Here is a 22619-nt window from a genome sequence, read left to right as displayed (position 1 = left end):
CGACTCACGGCCCCATCTTCCTGTGCGCATGAATCCTGTCCAGCGCATCCACGTACTTCGCTTCGAACGGCGCGCTGATGTCGTACCGGCCGTGGACCATCAGGCCGAAGAGGCGCTTGACCTGGTCGACCTTGCCGAGGGCGAAGAAGGCGGGGGAGACGGTGACGGTGGGGAGCAGGTAGGGGTGGCTGACGGTGTTGTCCCGCTTTTCGACGGCCCCGGCGGGGCCGCGGGTGACGGTGATGGGGCGCTGGTTGACGGCGCGGTAGAGCTCGGCAAAGCGGTCGTGCAGGGCGGCGACGCGTTCCTTGTCCAGGCTCGTCGCCATGGGCGCGGGCGGAGTGGTGCGAGGCGCGCGGTCGGGGCCGGGGTCGGTGAAGTCGCCGGGGAAGGCGAGGGCGAGGCGGTGCTGGGTCTCGATGTTGAACTCGTTGGTGCCGGAGTTGTCCCAATGGCCGGCGAGCAGTGAGGCCTGCAGCGTGGCGTAGAGAACGCTGGTGTCGAAGTCGCCGTAGTTGAGCCAGCTTTCCAGCCATGCGACGGCGCGCTGGGTCTGTTCGGTGTCCGAGCCGGCGCCGACGGCGGTCATGCCCTTGAGCGTGTCGGCGGCAACGGGACCGACGCCGATGCTGCCGGCCTTGTGCACAAGGCGCATCAGGATCACGTAGCTGTCTGTGTTGCGCTTCGCGTCGGCGGGTAGCAGGAAGGGCACGAGCCGGGTGTTGTGATAGGCCACGTCGACGATGTCGCCGGCGGGCGTGCCGTGCGATGACTCGTGGATCAGTATGTCGACCTGGAAGTCCAGCGGTGCGCTGACCCAGTCGGGGCAGATCTTCATGAGCGCTCCGGCGGGCGGCGGGGCCAGGCCGTGGCCGTCGTTGAAGGCGGGGCGCTTGCAGCCGCCGTCGCAGACGGTGTGGCATTCGTGCGCGGCCTGCAGGTTGCGCACCTGCGCGGCGAGAGCCGAGACGGTGGCGTCCACGTCCGGGCGCGCCACGCCAGCGAAGAACTGAGCGACAAGCGCATTGGCCGCCGCGGTCGGCGTGGTCACGACATCCTTCTCGGCCTTGTCGACGATGGCCTTGGCGATCGGGAAGGCGACCTTGAAGGCGTTCTCGCACTTTGTCTTCTCGGCCCCGGTGGCGATTTCGGCGCCTGCGGCCTGGCAGGCGTTGGCTTGCGGCGGAGCGGCGGGCATGCCGACCGGCGTGGGGAAGACCTGCACGGTTCGCATCGAGCGGTAGTCGAGGTTGCCCAGGCCATCGTCCGGATGCGGGACGAGCGTGCGCTTGCCGGTGTGGCCGGCGGCGGCGAGCGCGGCGTCGACGGAGGCCAGCCGCATATTGGCCTGGAAGATGCGGCCGATCATGCTCGGCTCCTCGCTGGAGTAGGCATGCAGGGTCAGGTCTTGCCCAGGTGGCGTGACGAGCCCGGCGATCTTGGCTTTCTCGCCGGGCGACAGGGTCACGCTGTCGCGGTCGAAGTAGATGGTGCTCGTGTCCGCCGCGGCACCGACGGGCAGATCGTCGATCTCGTAGTCGAACGGCGCCCGGCGCACGGTGTTCGCAGCGCCAGGCTGCGCCGTGTGCGCCAACTCGTGCGCCAGCAGGTGCAGGCCGGCGCGTGTGTGAAGCGGCGGTGCGCCGCGGCCGAGCACCACGTCGTTGCCGAGCGTGTAGGCGCGGGCACGCAGCGTGGCACTGCTTGCCTGCGCCGCCGGTCCCTGGTGCAGGCGGATGCCGGAAAGGTCGCGGCCGAGGCCTGTTTCGAGCGTCCGGCGCTGCATCGCCGGGAGCGACTGCCCGCCGCCGCGTAACGCCAAGGGCACATCGTCGAGGTGCGCCTGCCCTTCGCCGGCCTCGGTCGAGCGATGTCGGGCCGTGAGCCCGCTCACCCGCGTCGCAGCACGATCCGCCGCCGCTTCTTCCGCTGCATCGTTGCGGCCAAGATGCAGTGCCCGCAACGCCGATCGCTGCCGGCATCGCGGGCACCCGCCGCCGCAGGCGCAGTGCCCGTTCCCGTTGGCGTTACCCGGGGCCGCGCGCAGCAGCGGCGAGGTTGTTGCGGCCGCCTGCGCCGGCTCAGCGCGCGCCCGCGCAGGCGTGGCCTTCTTCGGGCTCGCTGCTTTCTTGTCCTTGCCGGCCCGGCAGGCGGTGCAGGTGGCAGCCATGGTCGTCGCCCGCTCCCTACTTCCAATCCAGCAGCGTGAACTGCGGCGCCAACTGCGGGCCGGAATTCGTCGTCTCGCTGCTTCTCTGCAGATCGAGCAGCTGCCGCTCGCGGCCCGGATTGGCGATCGTCGACAGGTTAGATTCGATGATCTGCCCGAGCACGGGCGGGAACTGCAGCGTGGCGAGCTTGCGGCCGCGGTACATCAGGCCCTGCACGTTGGCCGCGGCCCAGGGGATGTAGCCGATGGCGGTCTGCGTGGCGCGCGCGAGGGTCGCGTCGTCCGGCATCAGATCTTCGACGGCCTTGGGCTGGGGCGACTCGCCACGCTGCGCGGCGTAGACCTGCTGGCGCGAGGTGAACACCGCGAGCGAGGCGATGCGCTGCGTGTCCGGCGCCTTGGAGAGCCCCGCGTCGCCGAAGGTGCGCCAGCTCATGCCAGCGGCATTCGTCACGTCGAAGCCTTCCTGGTTGAGGCGGTCGTGGATGTTCTTCAGCAGGAGCTGGTCGGCATTGCCGCTCACCGAGACGACGGCGGCATAGCCCTGCACCTCGGGGCTCGATGTGCGCAGCGGATTCGCCGCCAGGTGAAGCTGGATCGCGGCCAGTAGCTCGTTCTTCTTGAACAGGTGGCCGGAGGCATAGGCATCGGTGAGGAAGTGGCCGCCCGCGGCGTCGGTCAGCAGGGCATGGTTGATCGCGCCTTCGCTGGTGCCGGCGGTCTTCGCCTCGACCAGGGCCTGCTCGTGCAGGCGGCGCCATTCGGCGCGATTCTTCGGCGCGAAGTGGGCGTCGTTGGACTTGGCCATCGTCAGGTAGCGGCCTTGCGTGATGGACTCGTAGGTCTTGTTCGAGTCGTCCAGCTCGCCGCGGCGTTCCTGGCCGATGGCACCGAGCAACTGGTCGATCTCGTTGCCCTTCTTCTCGTCGCCCTTGGCGACGTTCTGCTTCGCGGCGGAAGCGATGGCATCGGGTCCGTCGTAGAGGTCGCCGGAGAGGGCGATGATCTCGCCGGGCGTCAGTCCGACCTTCTGCAGATGACCGTCCCGCATGCGCGTGCCGGCGGTGATGCGCCCGCCGGCCTGCTTCAGCGGGTCGTCCTCGATCTGCCTGGCGAGCGCGGCGGCATCGAGGCCGCGCTTGGCGGCCCAGGCCTTGCCTTCCTCGGTCTTCAGGAAGGCGAGCAGGTCCTGCAGTGCGCTGTCGCCAAGGTCTTCGTGCTCGGGGCTCTCGAAGTGGTGGACGAGCCCCGCCGCGCCCGGGTGCACCGCCGCCTGCACCACATGCGCCACCTCGTGCGCGAGCACATGCGGCGTGGGCTGCGCGCCGCGGCCGCCGTGCACGATGTGGCTGCCGCTCGCGAAGGCCTGTGCGCCGCGTGCATGCGCCTCGCCGCGTTCGGCCGGTGAGCTGTGCAGGCGCACGGCGCCGAGGTCCCAGCCGTAGGCCGATTCGAGCTGATGACGCGCCGCGCCCGGCAGCGGCTGGCCGGCGGACCGCACGCCCGGCGGCGGCGCGGTCGCGGGCAGCGGACGCAGTCCGCCTGCGGGTGCAGTAGTGGAGCTGCGCGTGGCGCCATGCGCGGCGCGTTCGGCTTCGGCCTCGTTCTGGCGCACCGAGCCGGAGCCGGTGATTGCCGCGCCGCGGCAGCGCGGACACCCGCCGCCGCAGGCACAGCCGCCGTGCGCGGCCTGCTGCTGCGGCGCGGCGCGGCGATGCGGCGCATCGGCAGTCACGGCACGCGGGTGACTGGATGGCGCGCGGGCGGACGTCCTGTTCATCGTGCGGGGATCAGGATGCGCTGGCCCGTCGCGAGCGGCGGCCAGGCGTGGGTGACCGGATCCAGCGGGATGTCCGGGTTGGCCTGCGCGAGCGCCGCCACCGAGACGCCGTGCTGCGTGGCGATCTGCTCGCGCGTCTCGGTCGCGCTCTCGGCGACGTTGGTGCGCGGGAAGACGGTATTGCTCGTCACCACGACGTGCTCCTCGCAGCCCTGCAGCACGGCCGTGGCCGGCAGCGGCGAGGCGATGCCGGGGTTGTCCGCCTCGATGGTGGCGCGCGGCACGTTGCTGCGCAGCGCCAGTTCGTTCAGGCCGGCAATGCCCGCAGGAATGTGGACCGTGCGCGGCACGCCGGCCGCAGGCAGGCCGCCGAGCGGGTCGCCGTGGGCATCCAGGCCGAGGTACTCCACATGGCCCTGGAAGTACACCGCGCGCACGCCGGCCTCGCCGATGCCGCCATGCAGGATGCCACCCGCGGGCGTGCCGCCGTCTCGGATGCGCTCGGCCGCGGCGCGGTGGTCGGCGTACTGCGCGGGCGTCACCGCGTCGGTGATGAGCGACGCGTCCGGTGCGGGCGTCGTGACCTGGCCCTCCACGACGTGGCGCAGCGGCTCGTTCGTGCCGGCGCGCACGCCGGCCAGCAGGCCCGTGTTCAGCGTGGAGACGGTGAACATTTCGGTGAAACCTTCCTTCAGCGCGCCGCGGCCCTTGTCGGCTGCGTCGAAGGCCGGATGCGCGCGCAGATGCAGGCTCTCGTGCGTCGCCGTCTTGAAGAGGTTCCAGCGTTGAAACAGCTGCGCGCGGTTGGCATTCGGGCCGGGGTCGAACGCGGATTGCAGCGTGATGCCCAAGCGCCCGCGTTCGCTCCATTGGGCCAGTCGGTAGTCGATGAGCTGCCGCCGGTTGCCGGGAGCGGGAAGCGTGCGGGCGGCAGCGTAGGCCAGCGCGACATCGCTGCGGAACTGCTCGGCGCCCGGGTCCTGCGTGGCGTAGTGGTGGCGCGCCAGCACGGTGGTTGCGAAGTCGCGCGAGCCGGCGGCGCCGGCAGCGCCCGGCACGTCGTTCTCGAACAGCCACCAGGCCACGCCGGGCGCGAGGTCGGGCGTGGCCGTGGCGGCCTGGCGGTCGGCGGCGCTGTAGGGGTCGAAGATGTTGGGGTCGGCCGTCGGGGCGGCGTGTCGGGCGGCGCGGTTGTAGCCCTGGGCGGCGGTGGACGCCGAGGCATCCATCGAGACACCGAAGCGGTTCTCCAGCACCGAACGCGCCTGGTTGGCAATGTCCACCACGCCCGTATTCGCCGCTGCGCCTGCCGCAGCCGCCGGGGCGGTGAAGGGCACGCGAGGCCGCGCCAACTGGGCGACGACGGTGGGGCGGAAGAAGGTCAGGTAGGCGTCGTACGCGGCGAACAGCTCGGTCGTCATCGCCCTGCGCGCGGCGTCGGCGCGCGCGGTCTCGGCCGGCGTGGCGTTCTGCGCCACGCCGTCCCAGGGCACGCGCGGCGGCGGGGGCGGGATCACCGGCGGAGCGCCTGGCGGGCCGCCCGGCGGCACCACGGGCGGCACCACCGGGGCAGGCCGGCTGCTCGGGTCAAGCTCGTAGCCGAACTCACGGGCGAGGTCCGCATCGGGCACCGTGGAGACATGGCCCGCCGCGTCGGCCCGCTGGTCCGCGCCGTGTGCCTGCGAGAGCCCGGGGTCGGCGCCGGGCAGGCTGATCGTCGCCCGCCGGTTGCCGGGCAGCGCCGCGCCCGCGGCATTGCTCTCTCCGTGGGCGAACACGTCGATGCGCGCAGCCGGCACGCCGGGGCTGCCGTCGATCGGGTTCGTCAGTTCGGCCACCACCGCTTGAGCCCGCTGGCAGGAGATCGACCAGTTGAAGTCGCACGGCCCTTCGGCGCTGGCATAGCCGTCCACGCGGATCACGCCGCTGTCGCCCTGCGCGTGCCAGGTGGCGGCAAGGGCGTCGATGGCCGTGCGCCAGGCGCGGGTGAGCGTGGCAGAGTTCTGCGGATAGGCGAAGGCCTGGCTGACGGCGGCCGGCTCGGTGGCGAGCGTCTGGCAGGCCATGCCGGCGGGCGCGGCGCAAGCTTCGGGATCGGGCACGCGCTGGACGGGGCCGGTGGCTGGCGTGTTGACGGCGATGGGCGTTCCCGTTCCGAGCGGCCGTGCCTGCACCACGCGCCGAGCCTGCGCATCGGCCTCGTGCTCCAGCGTCGGTTCCGCGTTGATCTGCCCATGCATCCCGCCGACGCGGCCCTGCCGGTGCTGCTGCACATGCGCCAGCTCGTGCGCGATCAGCTCGCGGCCCGCGGCCGAATGGGGCGCCCAGCGGCCGGGCGCCACGTGCACCTCCCGGCCCTGGGTGAATGCCAGCGCGCCAAGCTCGGTCGCGCGGCGCGAGTCGCGGTGCAGGCGGATGTCGGAGAAGTCGGTGCCGAAGGCCGACTCCATCGGCCGCAGCACGCTCGCGGGCCAGCCCGAGGCAGAAGTGGCAGCAGCAGCGGCGCAGCGCGGGCAGCCGCCCCCGCAGGCGCAAGCGCCCGGCGCCGGCGCGGCCCGCGCCGAGCGCTTGTTCCCCTGCGCGGCCTCGCGCGGCGCCGCTGCGGCGTTGCGCGGCGGGCTGGCCTTGCGGGTGGCGTGGACTGCATTCGCCATGGCGCGGCCTTGCTGCTTACTTGCCTCGCTTGCTCTTCTTCGGCGTCGGTGCAGGCGGGGGCGGCGTCGTGTTGCGCTTCAGCAGCGCCATCGCGAGCGCCAACACGCGCTTGGCGATGTCCGCACTGCCGAAGATCTTGGCCAGCTTGTCCTGGCCGGCTTCGATGATGCCTTCCACATCCACGATGCCGGCGGCGCGGAGCTGCTTGCGCTGGTCGTCACTGATGTCGAGCTTCTCCAGCGCAGTCCGGATCTGCGTGGGCGGCGGAGGCGGCGGCACCGGGGGCGGCGGTGGTTGCGGTGCCGGAGGAGGAGGCGGTGGTGACGGTGGCGGTGGCGGTGGCGGTGGTGGCGGCGGGGGTGGAGGAGGTGGTGGCGGCGGCGTTCCCGTCCCGTAGATGACCGTCCCGTCGATCACCACCGAGCGCGGCACGATGCGCAGCGGCAGGGTCAGCGTGATCTGCACATCGGCACCGGGCGACATCGTCACCGGATCCGGCCCGAGCAGCACTTCCTTCGCATTGGCATCGAGCACGCGCGGCGTGAGCTTGCCGAGTTGCTGCAGCCGCGCGGTGGTGTTGGCGTCGAAGGCGATGCCGAAGCCGCCGTTGGCGTCGGTGCGGCCGACCTGCGTCGAGCCCGCGGCCCCCGCCGTGCTGACGAGCAGCTCGATCGAGTAGCCGCCGAGGCCCTGGCCCTTCGTGTTGACGAGGCGCCCGCTGAAGGTGCTGCCACCGTCGGGCCGCGTGGGCGTTGTCGTGGCGACGGCTTCGGCGCCGGTGGAGAGCAGCGACTGCGCGCTCACCGCAGCCTCGACGCGCGCGTTCAGCGCCACCGTCGTCGGGTGCTGCGCGCCCAGCTTCGCCTCCATCCGTTTCGCCTCGACCTGGTAGCGCTGCGTCATCGCCACCTGCGTGGTGTTGACCTGCATCACGCCATTGCCGGCGTAGCGCTGCCCCAGCGTCGCGACCTCGTCGGCCTGGAAGGCATCGGTCGCGACGGTGCCGCCCAGGTCTGCGGAATAGGCATTGAGCGCCGGCGCAGCGAACACGCCGATCGACTGGTTCGCCCCGGTCGCGCTGCGGCAGAAGGTCGAGTCGAAGACGTGGTTCGGCACATCCACCGTGCGCGGCACGTGCGTGGAGCTGCTGGCGGGCAGGGCGAAGATGCAGTGATCCGCATGGTTCTGCGAGGTGATGTTGGCCCGCATCGCGAGGCTCAGCATCGAGAGCGTGCGCGTCGCTTCCTCACGCAGCCGGCCGCCGGTGGCGCGCAGCGTATCGGCGACCAGCGCGGTATTGAGGAAGAACGGGTCGGCGCAATACGCGGCGCTGGTGTTGCTGGAGTAGCCCAGGTCGTCCAGGCAGACCAGCGCCTGCGCCATCATCGAGCGGTTGACCGCATCCACCCGCACGAAGTTGTCGTCGTAGATCGTCTCGCCGCCGGGCAGGGCGGCCTCGGCGCGGTTCACGAAGATGCGGTTGTTGTCGATTTTGCTGCCGGCCAGGCGCGCGATCAGGCGGTGGATGCCGCCGAGGTTCAGCAGCAGCACGCCGCCGATGGCGCTGTCGATGATGCCGAAGCGGCCCGTGTAGGCGCTGCTCAGGTGGTTGGAGACGACCGACATCGGCCCAAAGGCGAAGGCCGTCAGCGCGCGTCCTGCGGGCTGGTCCACCCGGTTGTCGTGCAGGCGCAGCGCCGCCTTGCGGCCGGTGGACGTGGAGAGCTGGTTCGTCAGCGCGCCACTGAAGCGCACGTAGATGCCGCCGCGCAGGCCGGCGCGGCGGCGCTGTTCGTAGTCGGCCGTGATGGCGCCGTTGGCCGCGATCACGTTGCCGCCGATGTCCACGTCGTTGCCCCAGCCGATGAAGATGCCGCAGGCCGGGTCGATCGCGTTGACGCCGTTGTCCTCGATGTGGTTCTCGCTGATGGCAGCGCCGTCCACGATGGCCAGCGAGATGCCGCCGCGCCCCATCTGCTGCGCCTGCGCGAGCATCTCCTCGGTGAAGGGCGTGCGCAGGTTGTGCACGAGGCGGTTGCAGCGGATCTCCAGGTCGCGCACCGGATGCGTGGCGCGCAGCAGCGGCGTGAGCGCCAGCGTGCCGAGCGCGGTGTCGACCATGCCGATCAGGTTCGACTTCGCATCGTTGGTGCTCAGCGTGGCGCCCGCCGCAGCGGCGAGCCTGGCACCCGCCCGCAGGGCGAAGCCGATGCCCGACAGCCCCATCTGCTCGACGAGATTTCCCTCGATCGAGATCTCGTGCAGAAAGGCCTGCGCCTTGCTGATGCTGGCCGCCGCGCGCGGCGCCACGGTGATCGCATTGCTCAGCACGCCCTGGTCCCGCGCCTCCTTGATGCTGACGATGCGCCAGCTCGGGGACACCGTCAGCAGCGCGCGGCCCGGCACGGCCTTGATGCTCGCCATGCCGTCTTCGTCGGTGCGGTCGCTGAAGGTGGTGCCCGCCGCCACGCGCAGCTTGCTCGCGGCGTTGGTGGAGAGCTGCGTGTCCGTGGCCTCGAGATACACGTCCACATCGGGCTGCGGCACGCCCTGCTCGTCCTGCACGAGGGCGAGGAACTGGCTCGTGTTGTCGACGTTGACGGCGACCGGCGCTTCATCGCTTGAGCTCGCATCGGCACGCGTCAGCGCCGCGCGCGTCTGCAGCGCGGTCAGCGCCACGTTCAGCAGGATCGGCGGCGGCGGGGGCGGCGGATCGAGGTCGCCGCCGAGCACGATGCCATCGCCGGCACCGCCGACGACGTGGTTCTCCAGCAGCCGCACCCGCTCGCAGCCCGCGCGCAGGTGGATGCCGCCGAGCGCCCGGTAGGGCGGCTGCGGCAGCAGCAGGGTCGCCAGGCCCAGGCTCCACACATTGCGCAGATACAGCAGCACCAGTTTCGGGAAGCGGTACAGGATGATCGGCCGCGCGCAGGGGTCGGCCGGGTCGCGGGTCGGGTCGTCGTCCGGCTGGCCGGGGTCGTTGGGTCGCTCGACGAAGGGGACCAGCACGAGCGTGTTGCGCTCGACCAGGCTGTCGTCCGCCGCCAGCGAGATCGTCGTGAGGCCGGCCACGGTGTCCAGCAGGTGCAGCCGGTTGTCGTGGATGTGAAGCTCCGCCGCCTCGTTCGCGCGGATGCAGTGCACGCGCGCCACCATGCGCAGATGGTGCAGCTCGATCTCCTTGCAACTGCCTTCCTTGCGGCCGATGAGCAGGATACCGATGCCGTCGTAGGTCGCCATGTCCAGCCCGTGCACCTGGATGCCGGTGCAGTCGGTGAACTGCAGCAAGGGGTCCGCCGGTGTTTCCTCGCGCGGCAGCACCAGCGTGCGCCGGCCGCAGCCGTGGATGGTCACGTTGATGCGGCCGTCCAGCTTCAGGTTCGTGCGGTGGATGCCGGGCAGCAGGCAGAGCTCGCCGCCGGCCTGCGGCAGCTGCGCGGCGGCCTGCTCCAGCGAATTGAAGTCGCCGAAGCTCGACACGCCGTCGCCGATCAGGAAGCTGCAGCAGAGCTTCTGGTTGGTGAGCGGACGGAAGCGCTTGCGGCAGTCTTCGATGGTGCCGCTGATGTCGGTGTTCAGCCGGCCGGTCCAGTCGATCTCGGCCAGCGGCACGCGATGGTAGACGATGCCGGTGGGCGGCGCGTCGTCCACCAGCACGTCCGGGTTGCCGATCTCGCCCGCGCGCAGCGGGAAGGTCCAGTAGTCGCCGGGCCGGTAGTTGCCGGGCGTCGCCGCATCGAACACGAGGCGGATGCCGTCGCGCAGTTCCACCGGGCTCAGCGCGTTGGTGAAGGCGCCGATCTCCTCGAGCCCGTCCCAGAGGCGGAAGAAGACGGGATCGGTCGTCGCCGGCAGCGTGCCGAACACGGCGGGTGCGCCGAGCGAGAGCGTGTTGTCCGCGCCGAGCGTGGCGTTGCTGCCGTAGACCACGCGCCATTGCCCGGCGAGTTCGTCGTACTGCAGCGCCTCCAGGTAGAAGCTCGCGAGGCCGCTGTAGAGGATGGCGGGCAGGCCCGCGTCGATCGTGACCGTGGCCGGATTGACGGTCGCATCGAAGCGCCCGCGCCCGCACAGGCCGCCGTTGAAGCGGCTCCACTTGAAGCGCCCGATGCCGGTCGTGGCCGCGATCTCGATGCGGTACAGCGCATGCTCGAAGCCGGTGTAGCCGCCGCCGCCCACGACCGGGCAGTCGCCGCCGAGCGCGAGGGTCGGCGCGAGCGTCGCGGTCAGCCGGCCTTTCGCGTTGGGGTCGTCCAGCAGCCTGCCGCGGATGTTGCTGCAGTCCTCGCCGTCGGCCAGGCGCAGCAGGCGCAGCCGCATGTTGACGTAGGCGCGCTCGCTGGTGTCCGGGCCGCCGAGTGCGGGTTCGACCAGGGCCTGCGGGTACTGGAAGGCGTTCAGCGATTCCTCGGAGACTTCGAGGATGACCGCATCGCGCACGCCGTCGCCGAGGCTGTCGACGGTCGGCTGCGGCGAGGCGATCGGCGGGCCGAGGTAGTCGGCCACGCGCTCGACGGCGCCAGCGCCGGTGCCGGCGAGCTGCGCCAGGATGCCATCCACCCAGGCATGCCCCGGCAGCAACTTCACATGCACCGCGCCGCCGCTGACGAAGGCCGCGGTGACCTCGAAGCCGTCCGCATCGTCCGCCGGCACGGCGCAGACGCCCGCGCCGATGATGTCGCGCCCCGCCTGCGCCTGCCAGCCGAGGTCCAGCAGCTCGCCTTCGCTGAAGTCCGCATCGGTGCTGACGCGCCCCTGCTGGTGCAGCACGCCGTTGACGTTGCGCAGCACGCCGAGCGCAGGCGCGCCGACGGGCCGCTCGTTCTCATGCGGGTCGAACTTGAGGATCGAGAAATCGCCTTGCATCGCTGCTACTCCTAAGTGACCGGGACCGTCAGCGGACGGATTCCGATCGGCATGAACTCGGCGAGCCGGGTGTTCAGGTTGATCCACTTGTGCGCTTCGAGCAGGAAGCCGAAGGCGCCCATCGCGTCGTCGCCGGGGCCGACCGTGCGGATGCGCAGATCGGCGCCGAAGGCGAGCTGGCCGTAGCCCGGCGCGTTGAAGCGCACGGAGGTGAAGCGCTGCACCGCGTCCGGCGCGCGCACGCAGAAATGGTTGGCCGGCAGCCGGTTGGCGCCTTCGCTGAAGCTGCAGAACTTGAGGCAGCCGTGCTGGTTGTCCAGCACCGCGAAGGGCTGCGTGAAGATGCCGCCACTGCCACCCACCGCGGCCGTGCGAACGCTGCCGAAGACGGTGATGCCGGAGAAGTCCAGCGCGCAGCTCCAGCCGTTCGCCGGATCGGCCGGAGTGCCGATGGCCAGGCCCGTGTCGGCATCGACGATGCAGTCCTGCAGGTCGAGCCGGTAGCGCTCGTCGATGGTCAGCGCGCCGGTGATGCAGCGCTGCAGAACGACGTGCGGCGTCGGCACGAAGGCGGCTTCGTCGGCCGCGACGGTGAAGCCGTAGCCGTTGCGCAGGTCCATGGCCGGCTGCATCGGCGCGCGGGTGCCGTTGCGCAGCGAATGGCCGCCGGGGAACAGCGTGCAGCCGACGAAGGCTAGGCTCGTGACGGCGGCCCGACTCACCAGCGGCGCGCCGGCCGGATAGCCGCTCGCGGCCGGCGCGATCAGCGCGCCCTCGAAGCGGACGGCCGGGCCGTCGATGGTGGCCGCCGACGCATCGACCGGGCGGAAGGCCAGGGGCACCCGCAGCACGATGACCGGTCGGTGGCCGTCTGCGGCGCGGATCGTCAGCGACTGCGCGAGCTGCAGCGCGAAGCCACCGTCGACGACGGTGCCCGGAATGGCCGAGAGATCCAGCTCGTGGACGAGGCTGTCGTCGATCTGCACGAGCACCGGCTGCGTCGCCGTGTCCAGGCCGCCGAGCTGGCTTTGCAAGGAGGTGCCGCCCGGCATCGCGCTCGCATGGCGGATCGTGAGGCCGCTCAGCCCATCGATCGGCGTGCGGCTGATCGGATGTGCGCCCACCGGGCCAGGCGCGCCGTAGGTGAAGCTCGCGTAGACGCGCGCCGTCGTGCCCGCCGCATCGACCAGCGCATCCCGCTGCGCCGCATTGCCCACGCCGATCAGCAGCCGGCCGATGCGTCCGTCGATCGCGATCTCGCCGTCGGCCAGCGGGCGGCGCAAGCCCGTCTCCCAGGCGCAGAGGTTGTCGCCGCGGAAGCGCCAGGTGGTCGTCGAGAACACCGGCTGCTCGGACTGCGGCAGGAACAGGTTCAGGCCGGTATCCGCGAGGTCGAAGCCGGTCGGCGGCGTCGGCGCATCGTCGAAGAAATCGATAGCGATGTAGGCCTCGGGGTGGCCGGTTTCGCTACCGCTGGTCAGCCGCGCATCGAGCAGCGGGCCGGGCACGGCATCGGGCTCGGTCAGCGGCGTGCCGCCGTCCGCCTGCAGGAAACCGGGGCGGCTGGTGTTGAACAGGATCACCGGCAGGTCCAGCGGGTGCAGGTCCAGCCGGATGCAGAAGCGCGCGAGGCCGGCCGGCGTGGCCGCACCGAGGTCCGTCGCGCCCTTGGCCAACGGCTGCACGAGGCGCAGGCGGTAGGCCGCGAGGCGCCAGAGGAAGACGGCCAGGTCCGGCAGGTTGATGTGCCGCGCGTGGTCGACGCTGCCGTTGACGAGGTTCGGCTTCACATCCGCCGTGTAGGCGAAGTTGTCGAAGGGCGTACCGAGCAGCGCCAGTGCCGCCGGGTCGCGGATCGGCACAGTGCCGCCGCGCGGTGTCATGCGGTGGCCGAGCGTGGTGAGGCGTGCGTCGCCGTAGGGCGGCTGGCCGCCGGCGTCGGGGCGCTGGTGGTTGAGGTGCTGCGTCCAGCCGAGGTTCTCGCGCATCTCCACCGCGCGGCAGGCCCAGCCGGTGAGGTTGACGGCCAGCCGCTCGATCGCCCCCAGCGTGCCCTTGCGGCGGCGCAGCGCGATGGTGTCGGCGACGTCGGCGCGCAGCGTGCGCGGGTCGCCCTTCAGATGGCTCGTGCCGAGCAGGTCGGCGATGTAGGGCACGACCCAGTCGGCGCAGGTGTCGATGAACAGGTCTTCGTAGCGCTGCGCCACGTCGTCGTGCAGCGCGCCGAACACGTCCTCGACGGCGCCGAGATAGGCCTTGAGCTGGTCCGGCGGCGACTGCTCCGCATCACGGACGCGGTAGATCTCCGGCAGCCGGTCGAAGAGCGGAACACTACTGCTGCTCATGCGCACTCTCCCGCGCTCGGCTCGGCGCTCTCGGTGAGGGTCAGGTGCTGGCCGCTGAGCTGCAGCAGTTCGCGCGCGGCGCAGCGCAGCGTGGCGATGCGGGGGCGCGGCGGCGCGGGCGCGTGCAGCTTGGATGGGTCAGGCTGCTCGCCGCCGGAGAGCAGCCCGTCGGCCGTCACCTTGCACCACAGCACGCCGGGCACGTTCTGCACGCGGCCTTCGATGCGGCTGGCGTATTCGCGCTCGCCGAGGCGCCGCGCCGACAGGCTGAACAGGCCGGTGCGATTGTTCGCGTCCTCCGCAAGGCCCAGCTCCGTGCGGATGGCGGCGGCCACGTCGGCGGCCTGGTAGGTCGGGTCGCGGGCGTAGGCGAGGTCGAGCCACACATAGCGCAGCACCGCCTGCTCGATCACCACCGGCCAGCGGTTCGGCCCGCGGCAGCGCAGCGCGTGGACGACGGCGGTGCGCACCGCGGCGAACTCGTCCTCACGCCCGGCCTGCAGCAGCACGCGCAGGATCACCGCCGGCACGCCGCCGTCCAGGTCCCACGCTGCCGCCGCGGTGACGACGCCGGCGATCGACAGCATCTCCGTTTCCACATCGCGCAGGCTGACGATGCGACCGAGGCTCTGCACCTTGCCCGGCGCGGCCTCGCGGGCCTTGCCGGCGTCCTCGGGATCCGCACCGCCGCTGACGATGCCGGCGATGTTCACCTTGTCGAAGCCCGCCGGCCGCTCCGGCGCGGAGGGCAGGGCGCCGGGCTTCATCGGCCCGCGCGCGCCGTCGCCGCTGCGATAGCGCGCGATCACGTTACCGACGCCGCTCGGCAGGCGCGCGCCGGTCTCGCCATCGCCGAACTGCACATGACTGCGGCCGTCCGCGTCCTCGCGAACGATGTAGACCTCGTCCTTCGGGCCGTTGCCGAAGAGCGCGTCCACCCGCGTCCACAGGCGCCCGCCGACCCACACTTGCAGCTCCGGCCGCAGCGTGCCGTCCGCCGTGATGTAGTAGGTCAGCGGCGCCTTGGGCAGCGTGAAGGTCTGGAAGGCCTGCGTCGCGTCGCCGTTTCCGAGCGTCGCATCCGCCTCGGCCTTGCCCTGTGTCGCATCGACGAGGTTGCCGTAGACGGTGATGGTCGGCGTGTCCTCGTCGAAATCCTGCTGGGTGAAGGGCAGCGGCGGGCGGTCGAAGGACAGCGGCCACATGCGGGCGGCGGTGGCGCTGAGGAAGGCGGCGAAGGCGAACACCGTCGGCGTGTTGGTGCAGACGAGCTCGACGTTGCGCCCGTCCGTCGCGGAGAGCCACAGCCGGCGCCCGCTCATCTGCTGCACCTCGGCGGCGGTGCCGTAGAAGTACAGCGCCGCGCTGCCGCTGGCGAAAGCGCCACTGGCATAGCCGGTGGGCGGCGTGAGGCTCAGCTCCGGGCTCGTGATCTCCAGGAAGCGCAGGTCCCGGATGTCCGCCATCTCGTAGTGGATGTTGCCGTTGACGATCAGGTTCGAGTCCAGCGTCAGCACCGTGGACGGGCCTTGGAGGTTGCCCCAGCGCACGGTGCCGGAACGCGTGGCAGTCACGGTCTTCGTGACCGCGAAAGGCACCGGCGTCGTCTGCCCGTCGAAGTGGATGCGGCCCTGCACGATCAGGCGCCGGCCGGCGGCCAAGTCCGGCGCCTCCACGTCCAGCGGCATCTCGGTCCAGTCGAGCGTCGTGTAGGCGTCGCCGAAGTAGTAGGTGGACTCGAAGGCGTAGATGTAGCGCTCGAAGCGCGTCGCGGCGCTGGAACTGCCGGTGATGGTGCCGCTGCCGTCGGTGATCGGCGTGGTCAGTGTGGATGGCGCGTTATGGCCGAAGTGGCGCAGCGTGCGGCCGATGCGCAGCGCCCGCATCGGCGCCGTCCAGCCTTCGCTCGGGCCGTGTTCGAGTTCGATGCGCACGCGGTCCAGGTGCGGCGTGACGGTCGCGATGGTGACGATCTGCGGCGCCTTCTGCGCCGTCCAGCTCGCGCCGTTGCTGCTGTACATCGACTCGTCGGACATCAGCAGCAGCTTGTCGCCCTTCTTCAACTGCGCGGAGGCTTGCGCGCTGGCCGACAGTTCCAGATGCGTACCGCCCGCGGCGAGCAGCGGCTGGGCGATGCGGCGGCGGTACAGGTTGAAGCGGCTGAGCGCGGGCTGGGCGACGAGTTCCTCGACGGTCTGGAAGTCGGCCGGATTGCTCACGTCCGCCAGGTCCGCCTTGACCGGCCAGCCGGCGCGGATCGTCACCGGCGCGGTGCCGCGCGCCTCGATGGCGAGCGTCGCCCGTCCGCCCAGTCCGGGCGCCAGGCGGTAGCCGGTGAGCCGCACCAGATCGGCCACGCTCTCGCGCCATTGCGCCGTGCGGAGGTAGGCCTCGTTGGCGTAGTGCTCCTGGTAGAAGCTGAGGATGTCGCCGACGATCGCCGCGCCCTGCAGCAGCGCGATGGCCGGGTCGTCCGGCTCGCGGTGAGTGAAGGCGAGCAGCGGTTCCGCAGCATCGATGTTGCGCAGCATCTGCTCGTAGAGATCGGCATAGCGGCCGATTCGATAGGTGATGTGCGGCAGCGCCGGCCGGTTGTTCGCCGGGCGGGGGAAGAGGAAGTCGTCAGTGGTGAACGGTTGGCAAGCCATCAGACTCTCCCGCCGCGGAGGTCGAAGCGGATCAGGCCGCGTTCGAGGTGGTCCGGGTCATTGGCCAGCAGCACGACCTCGTTGAAGGCCATCTCCAGCTCTTCCGTGCCCGGGATTCCTGGCGTCGGCGCATTGAAGCGCTTCATCGTGATCGAGACCACATGCTCCACGCCGGCCACCTGCTGCAGCCGGCCCTCGATCTGGCTGCGGTGCAGGGCCTGGCCGAAGGTCCAGTTGTCCGGATGGAAGAAGCCGCGGCGGCCATCCGAGGTGTAGGTGGTGCCGAACTCCTGGTCGAGGATGAAGCGCAGGTCTTCGCGCCAGAACTCGGGGGCCAGGCAGACGACGATGCGCACGTCCAGCGGCACGAAGCGCGGCGGGCGCAGCTCCAGGTCTTCGCCGATCAGCCGCACGGATTCGAGATGGTCGGCCACGCGCTGGCGCAGCGCATCGTCGAAGCTGATGGTGCCGACCGGGTCAATGGTCACGCGCACCGTGCGCCAGGAACCGGTCCACGCATAGCGGGCAACGGCGCGGGAGACGCCGTCCACTTCCTCGGCGCGGCGCACGTAGTCGGCCAGCGTGACGGCGCGCAGCTGCCGCGCCCGGTAGGCCTCGGGCGCGTTGCGGCGGATCTTCTCGGCCGGTTCATAGTCGCGCCCATCGCTGACGTCGAACGGGTTCCAGACGCGCTGGATGGCTCCGCTCAATGTGCCCGTCAGCCCCCGGGCAAACACGAGCTGGTCCGCGCCGATGTTGCCTTCGCTGCCGGTGCCGACCTGGTACTGCGCATGGACGATGGCGCCCTCCGGCAGCAGCTGCCCGTTGGTGCCGTTGCCGAAGCGCAGGACGGAGTGCCGGCGCTCGTCCGTCTCGACCATGAACTGGTCGCCCAGCTCCGCGCTGTCGTCACTGTGGACGAGCGACTCGACCTCGTCCCATAGGTCCGTGCCGCCGAGCGGCACCGTCACTTCCACATGCAGCGTGGACTGCGCCGGGATTTCGCCGCCGGGCGGTGTCGGCAGGTAGGCGAGCGGCGCCTCGAAGCCGTTGGGCCGCACCGGCAGCGGCGCGAGCACCCAGTCGAAGCCGCCATTGCGCGTGCCGCGCTGGAAGTAGCGCTGCTTCACTTCGTCGGTCTCGGCCGGCAGCGGGGTGCCGGGTTCGTAGAAGAAGACCTCCATCGGCTCGCCCGCATGCATCGGCAGCAGGTTGCCGTTGAACACGGAGATGTTGTCCACCGGCGTGCCGCTGCAGAAGGTGGTGAAGCTGTAGTCCTGGCGCAGCGCGTCCGCCTCCTGCCACCACAGGCGCACGAGAAAGGTGTTGGTGAGCGGATCGTGGATCGTCTGCGCCGCCTGCGCGCCGGTGGCACCGGGCACGAGGCGCAGCAACTGGCGCTTGCGCGCATCGCGGCCGGGGACCTGACCGGTCAGCGGGTTCAGCGCCTCGGCGATCAGCAGGCGCGGCAGCGCGCCGGTCTGGATGAGGTCCCGCAGCGTGTCGGCCTCGAGCTGCGTGGCGCCGGCGGTCGTCACGTCGGCGCTCGTGCTGCCGGCGCGCAGTGCCGGCTGGGCGCGGCGCCAGGTGTGCAGGTGCAGCTCGTTGACAAGCGGGTCCAGGCGCTGGCGCTGCGCGGCCGGCAGCCAGTGATCGCGGCTGGCGAAGAAGACCGATTCGTCCGCCAGCGGCGTGGCCGCGCCTGTCCAGCAGACGAGTTGCTGGCTGTCGAGGCTGAACGGCGCCTGCCCCGGCGAGACGATCACGCCGAGCCAGGTACTCGCCTGGTTGCCTTCGTTGACGTGGTAGTCCATCAGCCGCGCATGGCGGGCGAGCGAGACGCGCTTGCGCGTCGTCGCCAGATAGGCCTCGGCGCTGACGCGGTCCTGGTAGTCGCTGATCTCGTCGCCCGCGGCGGCGAAGAGGTCGATCAGCACCTGGTCGAGATCCGCCTCGCTGGTGCTGCGCCAGCCCGGCACGCGCTCGGCCATCGCCACCATCAGCGTGTGGCGGAAGGAGTCGTAGTCCTTGGCGAGGTAGTCGATGCGCGGGCCCGGCGCGAGCGGCCGGCCGGGCAGCGCCGGCGCGCAGTCGTTGGTGAAGCAGCCGGGGCGGAAGCGGAAGTCGATGTCCGAGAAGAAGGGGTCGATGCGGCTGGCGTCCCAGACGAGTTCGATGGTGTAGGTCGAGTAGTCGCCGACGGGTTCGATGCGCAGCGAGAGCTGCTCGGCCGTGGGGCCGGCGACGACGGCAGTGCAGCGCACCTGGCCGGGCAGGTTGCCCGCCGGCACGCGCGTGCCACCGCGGATGCGGAAGATCTGGCCCGCGCGCGTCGGCGTGGCGGTGATCTCCGCCAGGATGGCGGCAACGAAGAGGTCGTTGAAGAAGCGCAGGTCGATGTCGGCGTGGTCGGGGTTCGAGCCCGAAGGCAGCGAGACGAGCGCGAGCTTCAGCCCGTTCAGATTCGCCGCCGTCAGCGCATCCGCCCGGTCGTCGACGAAGTCCTGTGAAACGATCGCGGTCATCCTCCGCTCCTCTGGAACTTCACGACCCGCGAGTCAGGCGAGCCCGCAGGCCGGTACTTCACCGTCACTTCGAGCTGCGAACTCGGATCGTCGAAGGTGACGTCGATCAGCTCCACCGTCAGCCTCGTGGCGAGCCAGCGCGACAGCGCATTCGTGATGCGCGCCTTGACCACGCCGCGCAGCACGTCCGAGGCCGGCTCGAACACCAGCCGCCGCACGCCGCCGCCGAACTCGGGCAGGAACAGGCGCTCGCCAGGCGCCGTCAGCAGCAGTTGCAGCAGTTCGTCGCGCACCTGATCCGCATCGGACTTCGGCGCCGCGCTGCGGCCGTCGCTGCCGATGCGGAAGGGGAAGGCGAGGTGCCGGCCGTTGGGGAGGGGGTTGCTCGCCATGGTCAGAGTCCCGAGGCCTCGGTCTGCGTCTGCACCACGATCGCCGTGCCTTGCGGTGCGGAACTCGGGTTCAGGCACAGGCCGACGCTGTTGTCCATCAGCGCCGGCACGCCGTTGATCGTGGATTGCAGCGAGCCGGTCAGCCACTGGATCGTCAGGCAGGGCAGCGGCACGCCGCCCGGCGCGAAGGCGCAGCCGACGATCGGGTGCACGTCCGTCAGCAGCAGCACCGGCCCCGAGGGCAGCAGCGCCTGCGTATTGCTCGTGAAGAGCATCGCCTGCCCGCCGTGCGGGCACATCACCGTGCTGGCCGGGGTGAGGAAGAAGCTCATGTCGGCGGCACTCCCAGCGTCATCGCGCCGCTCGCGAGGCTCACCCCCGCGGGGCCGATCTTCACGATGCCGCTGTTGAAGTCGATGGCGGTAGCGCTCATCTCCATCGTGCTCGCGCCGATGCTGAGCTTGATGCCGCTTGAGGTCAGCTCGACCTTCGCACCGCCCGAGTGCTCGATGCTGATGCTGCCGCCATCGTCGTCCAGCACGAGCTTGTGCCCGCCCTGGGTGACGATGACGTGCGCGCCGTTGGTGTCGGGGCTGGGCCGCTGGCCGGAGACGAAGAAGCCGCCGGACCAGATCGGGAAGTCCAGGTTGCCGGCCTCGAACTCGATCCACACCATCGCGCCGACGGCCGGCAGCATCACATAGCCTGCGCTGTCGCCGGTGAAGGGGAAGGCCGGCAGCGCCCAGCCGACCGGCGTGTCCGCGCCCATCACCGAAGGCACGGTCGCCTTGATGCGGCCGAGCTTGTCCGGGTCGTCGATGTCCGTCACCGTGCCGCGGAACTTGCCGAAGAAGCGGCCCGCGCTGTGCTGCGTGAGCTGCTCGATGCTGCGTTCGAGAACGTCGCCGGTCAGTGCGCCCATCAGAAGACTCCCACGCTGGCGGAGAAGGAAACCGAGAGGCCGCCGCCCGGCGCTTCCACCACCGGCGCCGCCGGCACGGTGGTGCGCCCGTCGCTGCGGGCCTCGAAATGCTGGGTCCAGACTGACGGCGTGATCGTGTGCACCACCTTCGTCAGCAGGTAGGTGCCGCTGTACGGCGTGCTGCCGCATTCCACGCGCACCTTGCGGTACGGGCTCAGCACCGCCGCATAGCAGCCGGGCACGACGCGGCTCGTCAGCTTGAACGCATAGGCGGCGTCGCGCGCGCGGCGCTGGGTGGCGTCCGTGAGGTCCTCGCGCAGTGCGTCGGCCGGCGGCAGCAGGCGGGAAGGCGTGTCGCCATCGGCCAGCACGGGTGCATCGCCGCTGATGGACAGATCGCTCGCGCTGCTCTGGAAGCTCGTGATGCGGCCGTTCTGCAGGCTCAGCGTCGCGCCCTGGCTACGCTCGGGCGATTCGCTGTCTTCCTCGATGGTGGCGTCGGCGAGGTTGCGGCCGTCGCCGATCAGCGTGAGCGTGGGCAGGCTGCTGTCGGCCTCCTCAGGATCCGGCAGGAAGCAACCGATGCTCTGGCCCGGCGCCGTGCCGGGCAGCACGTAGGCGCGCCGCGCGTTGGCATGCGCCAGTTGCGCGAGCAGGGTGAGGCGGGTGCCGCGGCGCGTGGTGATCGGGTGCGTCGCGCTGGTGGACGGATCGGTGCGCACATCGGCGATGGACGCCGCGCTGCGCAGCAGTTCCTCGGCGACCTGGCTGTCAGTCTTGTCGCGGAAGATTTCTGTGCCGTGCTCGCGGTCGAGCAGCACCGAGTCGTCGCGCACGGCAAAGGTGGCGGTGCTGCGGCCCGGCTGCGAGTCGAGCCGCGACTCGAAGCGCGAGACCGGCCCGTCGATCAGCGGCACGAAGCTGCCGCTGCCCGGGTCGAGTTCCACACGTACGCGGGAGAAGGGCGCTGACTGCGTGTCGGGCCGGTGCTGCCAGCGGCCTTGCGCATCGAGGCACATCGTCATGCGGATCCGCGCCTCCCAGAAGCGATCGAGCTCCTGCGTCACCTCGATCTCCTCGATGCGGTCGAGGTCGTCCGCGCTTGCTTGCGCGGTGCCGAACCAGACCCGGAATTGCGCGGTGCCCATGGTGTTCAGGTCTGCGGAACGTTGAGCGTGTCGCCGGGCTCGGCCACGAGATCCCGGCTGTCGAGCGCGGTGTTGGCATCGGCAATGTGCCAGAACCAGGTCGCGTCGGCGTACTGCTGGTCGGCGATCACGTCGAGCCGGTCACCGCTGACGACCGACTGCGGCGCCCCGACCGCGGGGGTGAGTTGCCGACGCTTCAGCGCCACGACGGTCTCGCCGGTGGAAAGTGTCGTCGTCACCGTGGCGACCTGGGCGTAGCGGGAGTTGGTGAGGAACATCCGTCGTCTCCTTCGTTCAGATCGGGATCAGGTCGACGACCTGCTCCGCGGTGTTGGCGAGGTTCGCGATCGCCATCGCCTCTTTCGCGAGCGTCGAGTATTCGAGCGCGCCCTTGGCGACGATGTCGTCCGAACACTGGTCGATGGCGATGACGGAGAGCGTGATGTCCACGTCCGCGCGCGTCGGGTTGAGCATGAAGTCGTATTCCTGCTCGATGATGTTCATCGAATCGATCGTCACCGGCAGCACCCGCGTCGGTCCCCAGATGAAGAGGATGCGCGGATAGGCCTCGCGCGGGATCGGTTGCGCCGGCGGAGCAGGGGGAGACACCGCGCCGGCAATGGCATCGATCGCCGCGCCGATCGCGCCGGCGATCTTGGTCGACGGCAGCACCATCTTCTCCAGCGCCGCGAGCTGCGGGCCGATGCCGAAGAGGCGGGCCAGCGCCTTGTCCTCGTCCAGCAGGTTCACCGCGCTGAACTGCGCCTTCAGCGTGATGCGCTCGAAGGTGGTCTCGCCCGCCTGCGTGGTCTCGCGCTGGGTGGCTCCGGTCGGCCGCGGCGGCACCTGCAGCGCGCGCGAGAGCTGCTCCGGGTTGTACTGGAAGATCACCACGTTCGGGATCGGGCCGATGAGGCCGGAACCGTACTCAATCAGGGCGCCGCGCAGCATGGTGGGAGGTCTCCGTGGATGGCAGCTGGCCGGCGACGCGCTCGGCCAGGTGATGGGCAAGGGCCTGCGGCGTGCGGCCCTCGGGCATGCGGCCGGCCGCGCCGCCGAGCCGCGCTTCGAGCGCCGGCCCCAGCAGGCGCACCGCGGCCTCGGCGAGCGCGGGGTCGATGCCGCGCAGGTCGAGGTCCAGCCGCTCGATGTCGATGCGATTCATGTT

The 22619-nt window shown here is 70.9% G+C and carries 14 protein-coding genes; all 14 read right to left on the bottom strand.

Going from position 1 to position 22619, the window contains the following annotated elements:
* Window positions 1–4: 4 nt before the first annotated feature.
* The 14 genes from SNE35_RS12265 to SNE35_RS12200 all read right to left on the bottom strand — a co-directional run bounded on the left by SNE35_RS12265 (window position 5) and on the right by SNE35_RS12200 (window position 22616).
* Window positions 5–1894, bottom strand: a complete 1890-nt coding sequence (locus SNE35_RS12265; protein WP_320423198.1) for an eCIS core domain-containing protein — start codon at window positions 1892–1894, stop codon at window positions 5–7.
* Between the two features lie 292 nt (window positions 1895–2186).
* Window positions 2187–3950, bottom strand: coding sequence for an eCIS core domain-containing protein (locus SNE35_RS12260; RefSeq protein WP_320423197.1), 1764 nt, complete (start codon window positions 3948–3950; stop codon window positions 2187–2189).
* The gene (locus SNE35_RS12255; RefSeq protein WP_320423196.1) at window positions 3947–6604 is read right to left on the bottom strand and encodes an eCIS core domain-containing protein; all 2658 of its coding nucleotides are present in this window, start codon (window positions 6602–6604) and stop codon (window positions 3947–3949) included. The genes SNE35_RS12260 and SNE35_RS12255 overlap by 4 nt, the downstream gene beginning before the upstream one ends.
* A 16-nt stretch (window positions 6605–6620) precedes the next feature.
* Window positions 6621–11471, bottom strand: a complete 4851-nt coding sequence (locus SNE35_RS12250) for a hypothetical protein (RefSeq protein ID WP_320423195.1) — start codon at window positions 11469–11471, stop codon at window positions 6621–6623.
* A gap of 11 nt (window positions 11472–11482) precedes the next feature.
* A complete protein-coding gene (locus SNE35_RS12245) occupies window positions 11483–13816 on the bottom strand; it encodes a phage tail protein (RefSeq protein ID WP_320423194.1) in 2334 nt (777 codons plus the stop codon).
* Window positions 13813–16464, bottom strand: coding sequence for a baseplate J/gp47 family protein (locus SNE35_RS12240; RefSeq protein ID WP_320423193.1), 2652 nt, complete (start codon window positions 16462–16464; stop codon window positions 13813–13815). The genes SNE35_RS12245 and SNE35_RS12240 overlap by 4 nt, the downstream gene beginning before the upstream one ends.
* Window positions 16464–18989, bottom strand: coding sequence for a baseplate J/gp47 family protein (locus SNE35_RS12235; protein ID WP_320423192.1), 2526 nt, complete (start codon window positions 18987–18989; stop codon window positions 16464–16466). The genes SNE35_RS12240 and SNE35_RS12235 overlap by 1 nt, the downstream gene beginning before the upstream one ends.
* Window positions 18986–19381 carry a GPW/gp25 family protein gene (locus SNE35_RS12230; protein WP_320423191.1) on the bottom strand — a complete coding sequence of 132 codons (396 nt, stop codon included), beginning with the start codon at window positions 19379–19381 and terminating at the stop codon, window positions 18986–18988. The genes SNE35_RS12235 and SNE35_RS12230 overlap by 4 nt, the downstream gene beginning before the upstream one ends.
* 2 nt (window positions 19382–19383) lie before the next feature.
* A complete protein-coding gene (locus tag SNE35_RS12225) occupies window positions 19384–19713 on the bottom strand; it encodes a hypothetical protein (protein ID WP_320423190.1) in 330 nt (109 codons plus the stop codon).
* A complete protein-coding gene (locus SNE35_RS12220; RefSeq protein WP_320423189.1) occupies window positions 19710–20303 on the bottom strand; it encodes a phage baseplate assembly protein V in 594 nt (197 codons plus the stop codon). Before SNE35_RS12220 ends, SNE35_RS12225 begins: the two co-directional genes overlap by 4 nt.
* Window positions 20303–21451 (bottom strand): hypothetical protein, encoded by a 1149-nt coding sequence (locus SNE35_RS12215; protein WP_320423188.1) that lies wholly within the window; start codon window positions 21449–21451, stop codon window positions 20303–20305. The genes SNE35_RS12220 and SNE35_RS12215 overlap by 1 nt, the downstream gene beginning before the upstream one ends.
* A gap of 5 nt (window positions 21452–21456) precedes the next feature.
* Window positions 21457–21729, bottom strand: coding sequence for a LysM peptidoglycan-binding domain-containing protein (locus SNE35_RS12210; protein WP_320423187.1), 273 nt, complete (start codon window positions 21727–21729; stop codon window positions 21457–21459).
* A gap of 16 nt (window positions 21730–21745) precedes the next feature.
* Window positions 21746–22402 (bottom strand): hypothetical protein, encoded by a 657-nt coding sequence (locus SNE35_RS12205; RefSeq protein ID WP_320423186.1) that lies wholly within the window; start codon window positions 22400–22402, stop codon window positions 21746–21748.
* The gene (locus SNE35_RS12200; RefSeq protein ID WP_320423185.1) at window positions 22380–22616 is read right to left on the bottom strand and encodes a hypothetical protein; all 237 of its coding nucleotides are present in this window, start codon (window positions 22614–22616) and stop codon (window positions 22380–22382) included. The genes SNE35_RS12205 and SNE35_RS12200 overlap by 23 nt, the downstream gene beginning before the upstream one ends.
* Window positions 22617–22619: the final 3 nt, after the last annotated feature.

This window comes from Roseateles agri, assembly GCF_034043675.1.
Lineage (GTDB): Bacteria > Pseudomonadota > Gammaproteobacteria > Burkholderiales > Burkholderiaceae_C > KK5.
Note: the sequence above shows the minus strand (reverse complement) of the source record. Positions and strands in the feature narration are given on the sequence as shown.

What these genes read in the sequence shown, in the direction of transcription:
- SNE35_RS12255 (WP_320423196.1), bottom strand. Translation starts at nt 6,604, where the DNA reads ATGGCGAATGCAGTCCACGCCACCCGCAAGGCCAGCCCGCCGCGCAAC.
- SNE35_RS12210 (WP_320423187.1), bottom strand. Translation starts at nt 21,729, where the DNA reads ATGTTCCTCACCAACTCCCGCTACGCCCAGGTCGCCACGGTGACGACG.
- SNE35_RS12200 (WP_320423185.1), bottom strand. Translation starts at nt 22,616, where the DNA reads ATGAATCGCATCGACATCGAGCGGCTGGACCTCGACCTGCGCGGCATC.
- SNE35_RS12235 (WP_320423192.1), bottom strand. Translation starts at nt 18,989, where the DNA reads ATGACCGCGATCGTTTCACAGGACTTCGTCGACGACCGGGCGGATGCG.
- SNE35_RS12245 (WP_320423194.1), bottom strand. Translation starts at nt 13,816, where the DNA reads ATGAGCAGCAGTAGTGTTCCGCTCTTCGACCGGCTGCCGGAGATCTAC.
- SNE35_RS12250 (WP_320423195.1), bottom strand. Translation starts at nt 11,471, where the DNA reads ATGCAAGGCGATTTCTCGATCCTCAAGTTCGACCCGCATGAGAACGAG.
- SNE35_RS12260 (WP_320423197.1), bottom strand. Translation starts at nt 3,950, where the DNA reads ATGAACAGGACGTCCGCCCGCGCGCCATCCAGTCACCCGCGTGCCGTG.
- SNE35_RS12225 (WP_320423190.1), bottom strand. Translation starts at nt 19,713, where the DNA reads ATGAGCTTCTTCCTCACCCCGGCCAGCACGGTGATGTGCCCGCACGGC.
- SNE35_RS12220 (WP_320423189.1), bottom strand. Translation starts at nt 20,303, where the DNA reads ATGGGCGCACTGACCGGCGACGTTCTCGAACGCAGCATCGAGCAGCTC.
- SNE35_RS12205 (WP_320423186.1), bottom strand. Translation starts at nt 22,402, where the DNA reads ATGCTGCGCGGCGCCCTGATTGAGTACGGTTCCGGCCTCATCGGCCCG.
- SNE35_RS12215 (WP_320423188.1), bottom strand. Translation starts at nt 21,451, where the DNA reads ATGGGCACCGCGCAATTCCGGGTCTGGTTCGGCACCGCGCAAGCAAGC.
- SNE35_RS12240 (WP_320423193.1), bottom strand. Translation starts at nt 16,464, where the DNA reads ATGGCTTGCCAACCGTTCACCACTGACGACTTCCTCTTCCCCCGCCCG.
- SNE35_RS12230 (WP_320423191.1), bottom strand. Translation starts at nt 19,381, where the DNA reads ATGGCGAGCAACCCCCTCCCCAACGGCCGGCACCTCGCCTTCCCCTTC.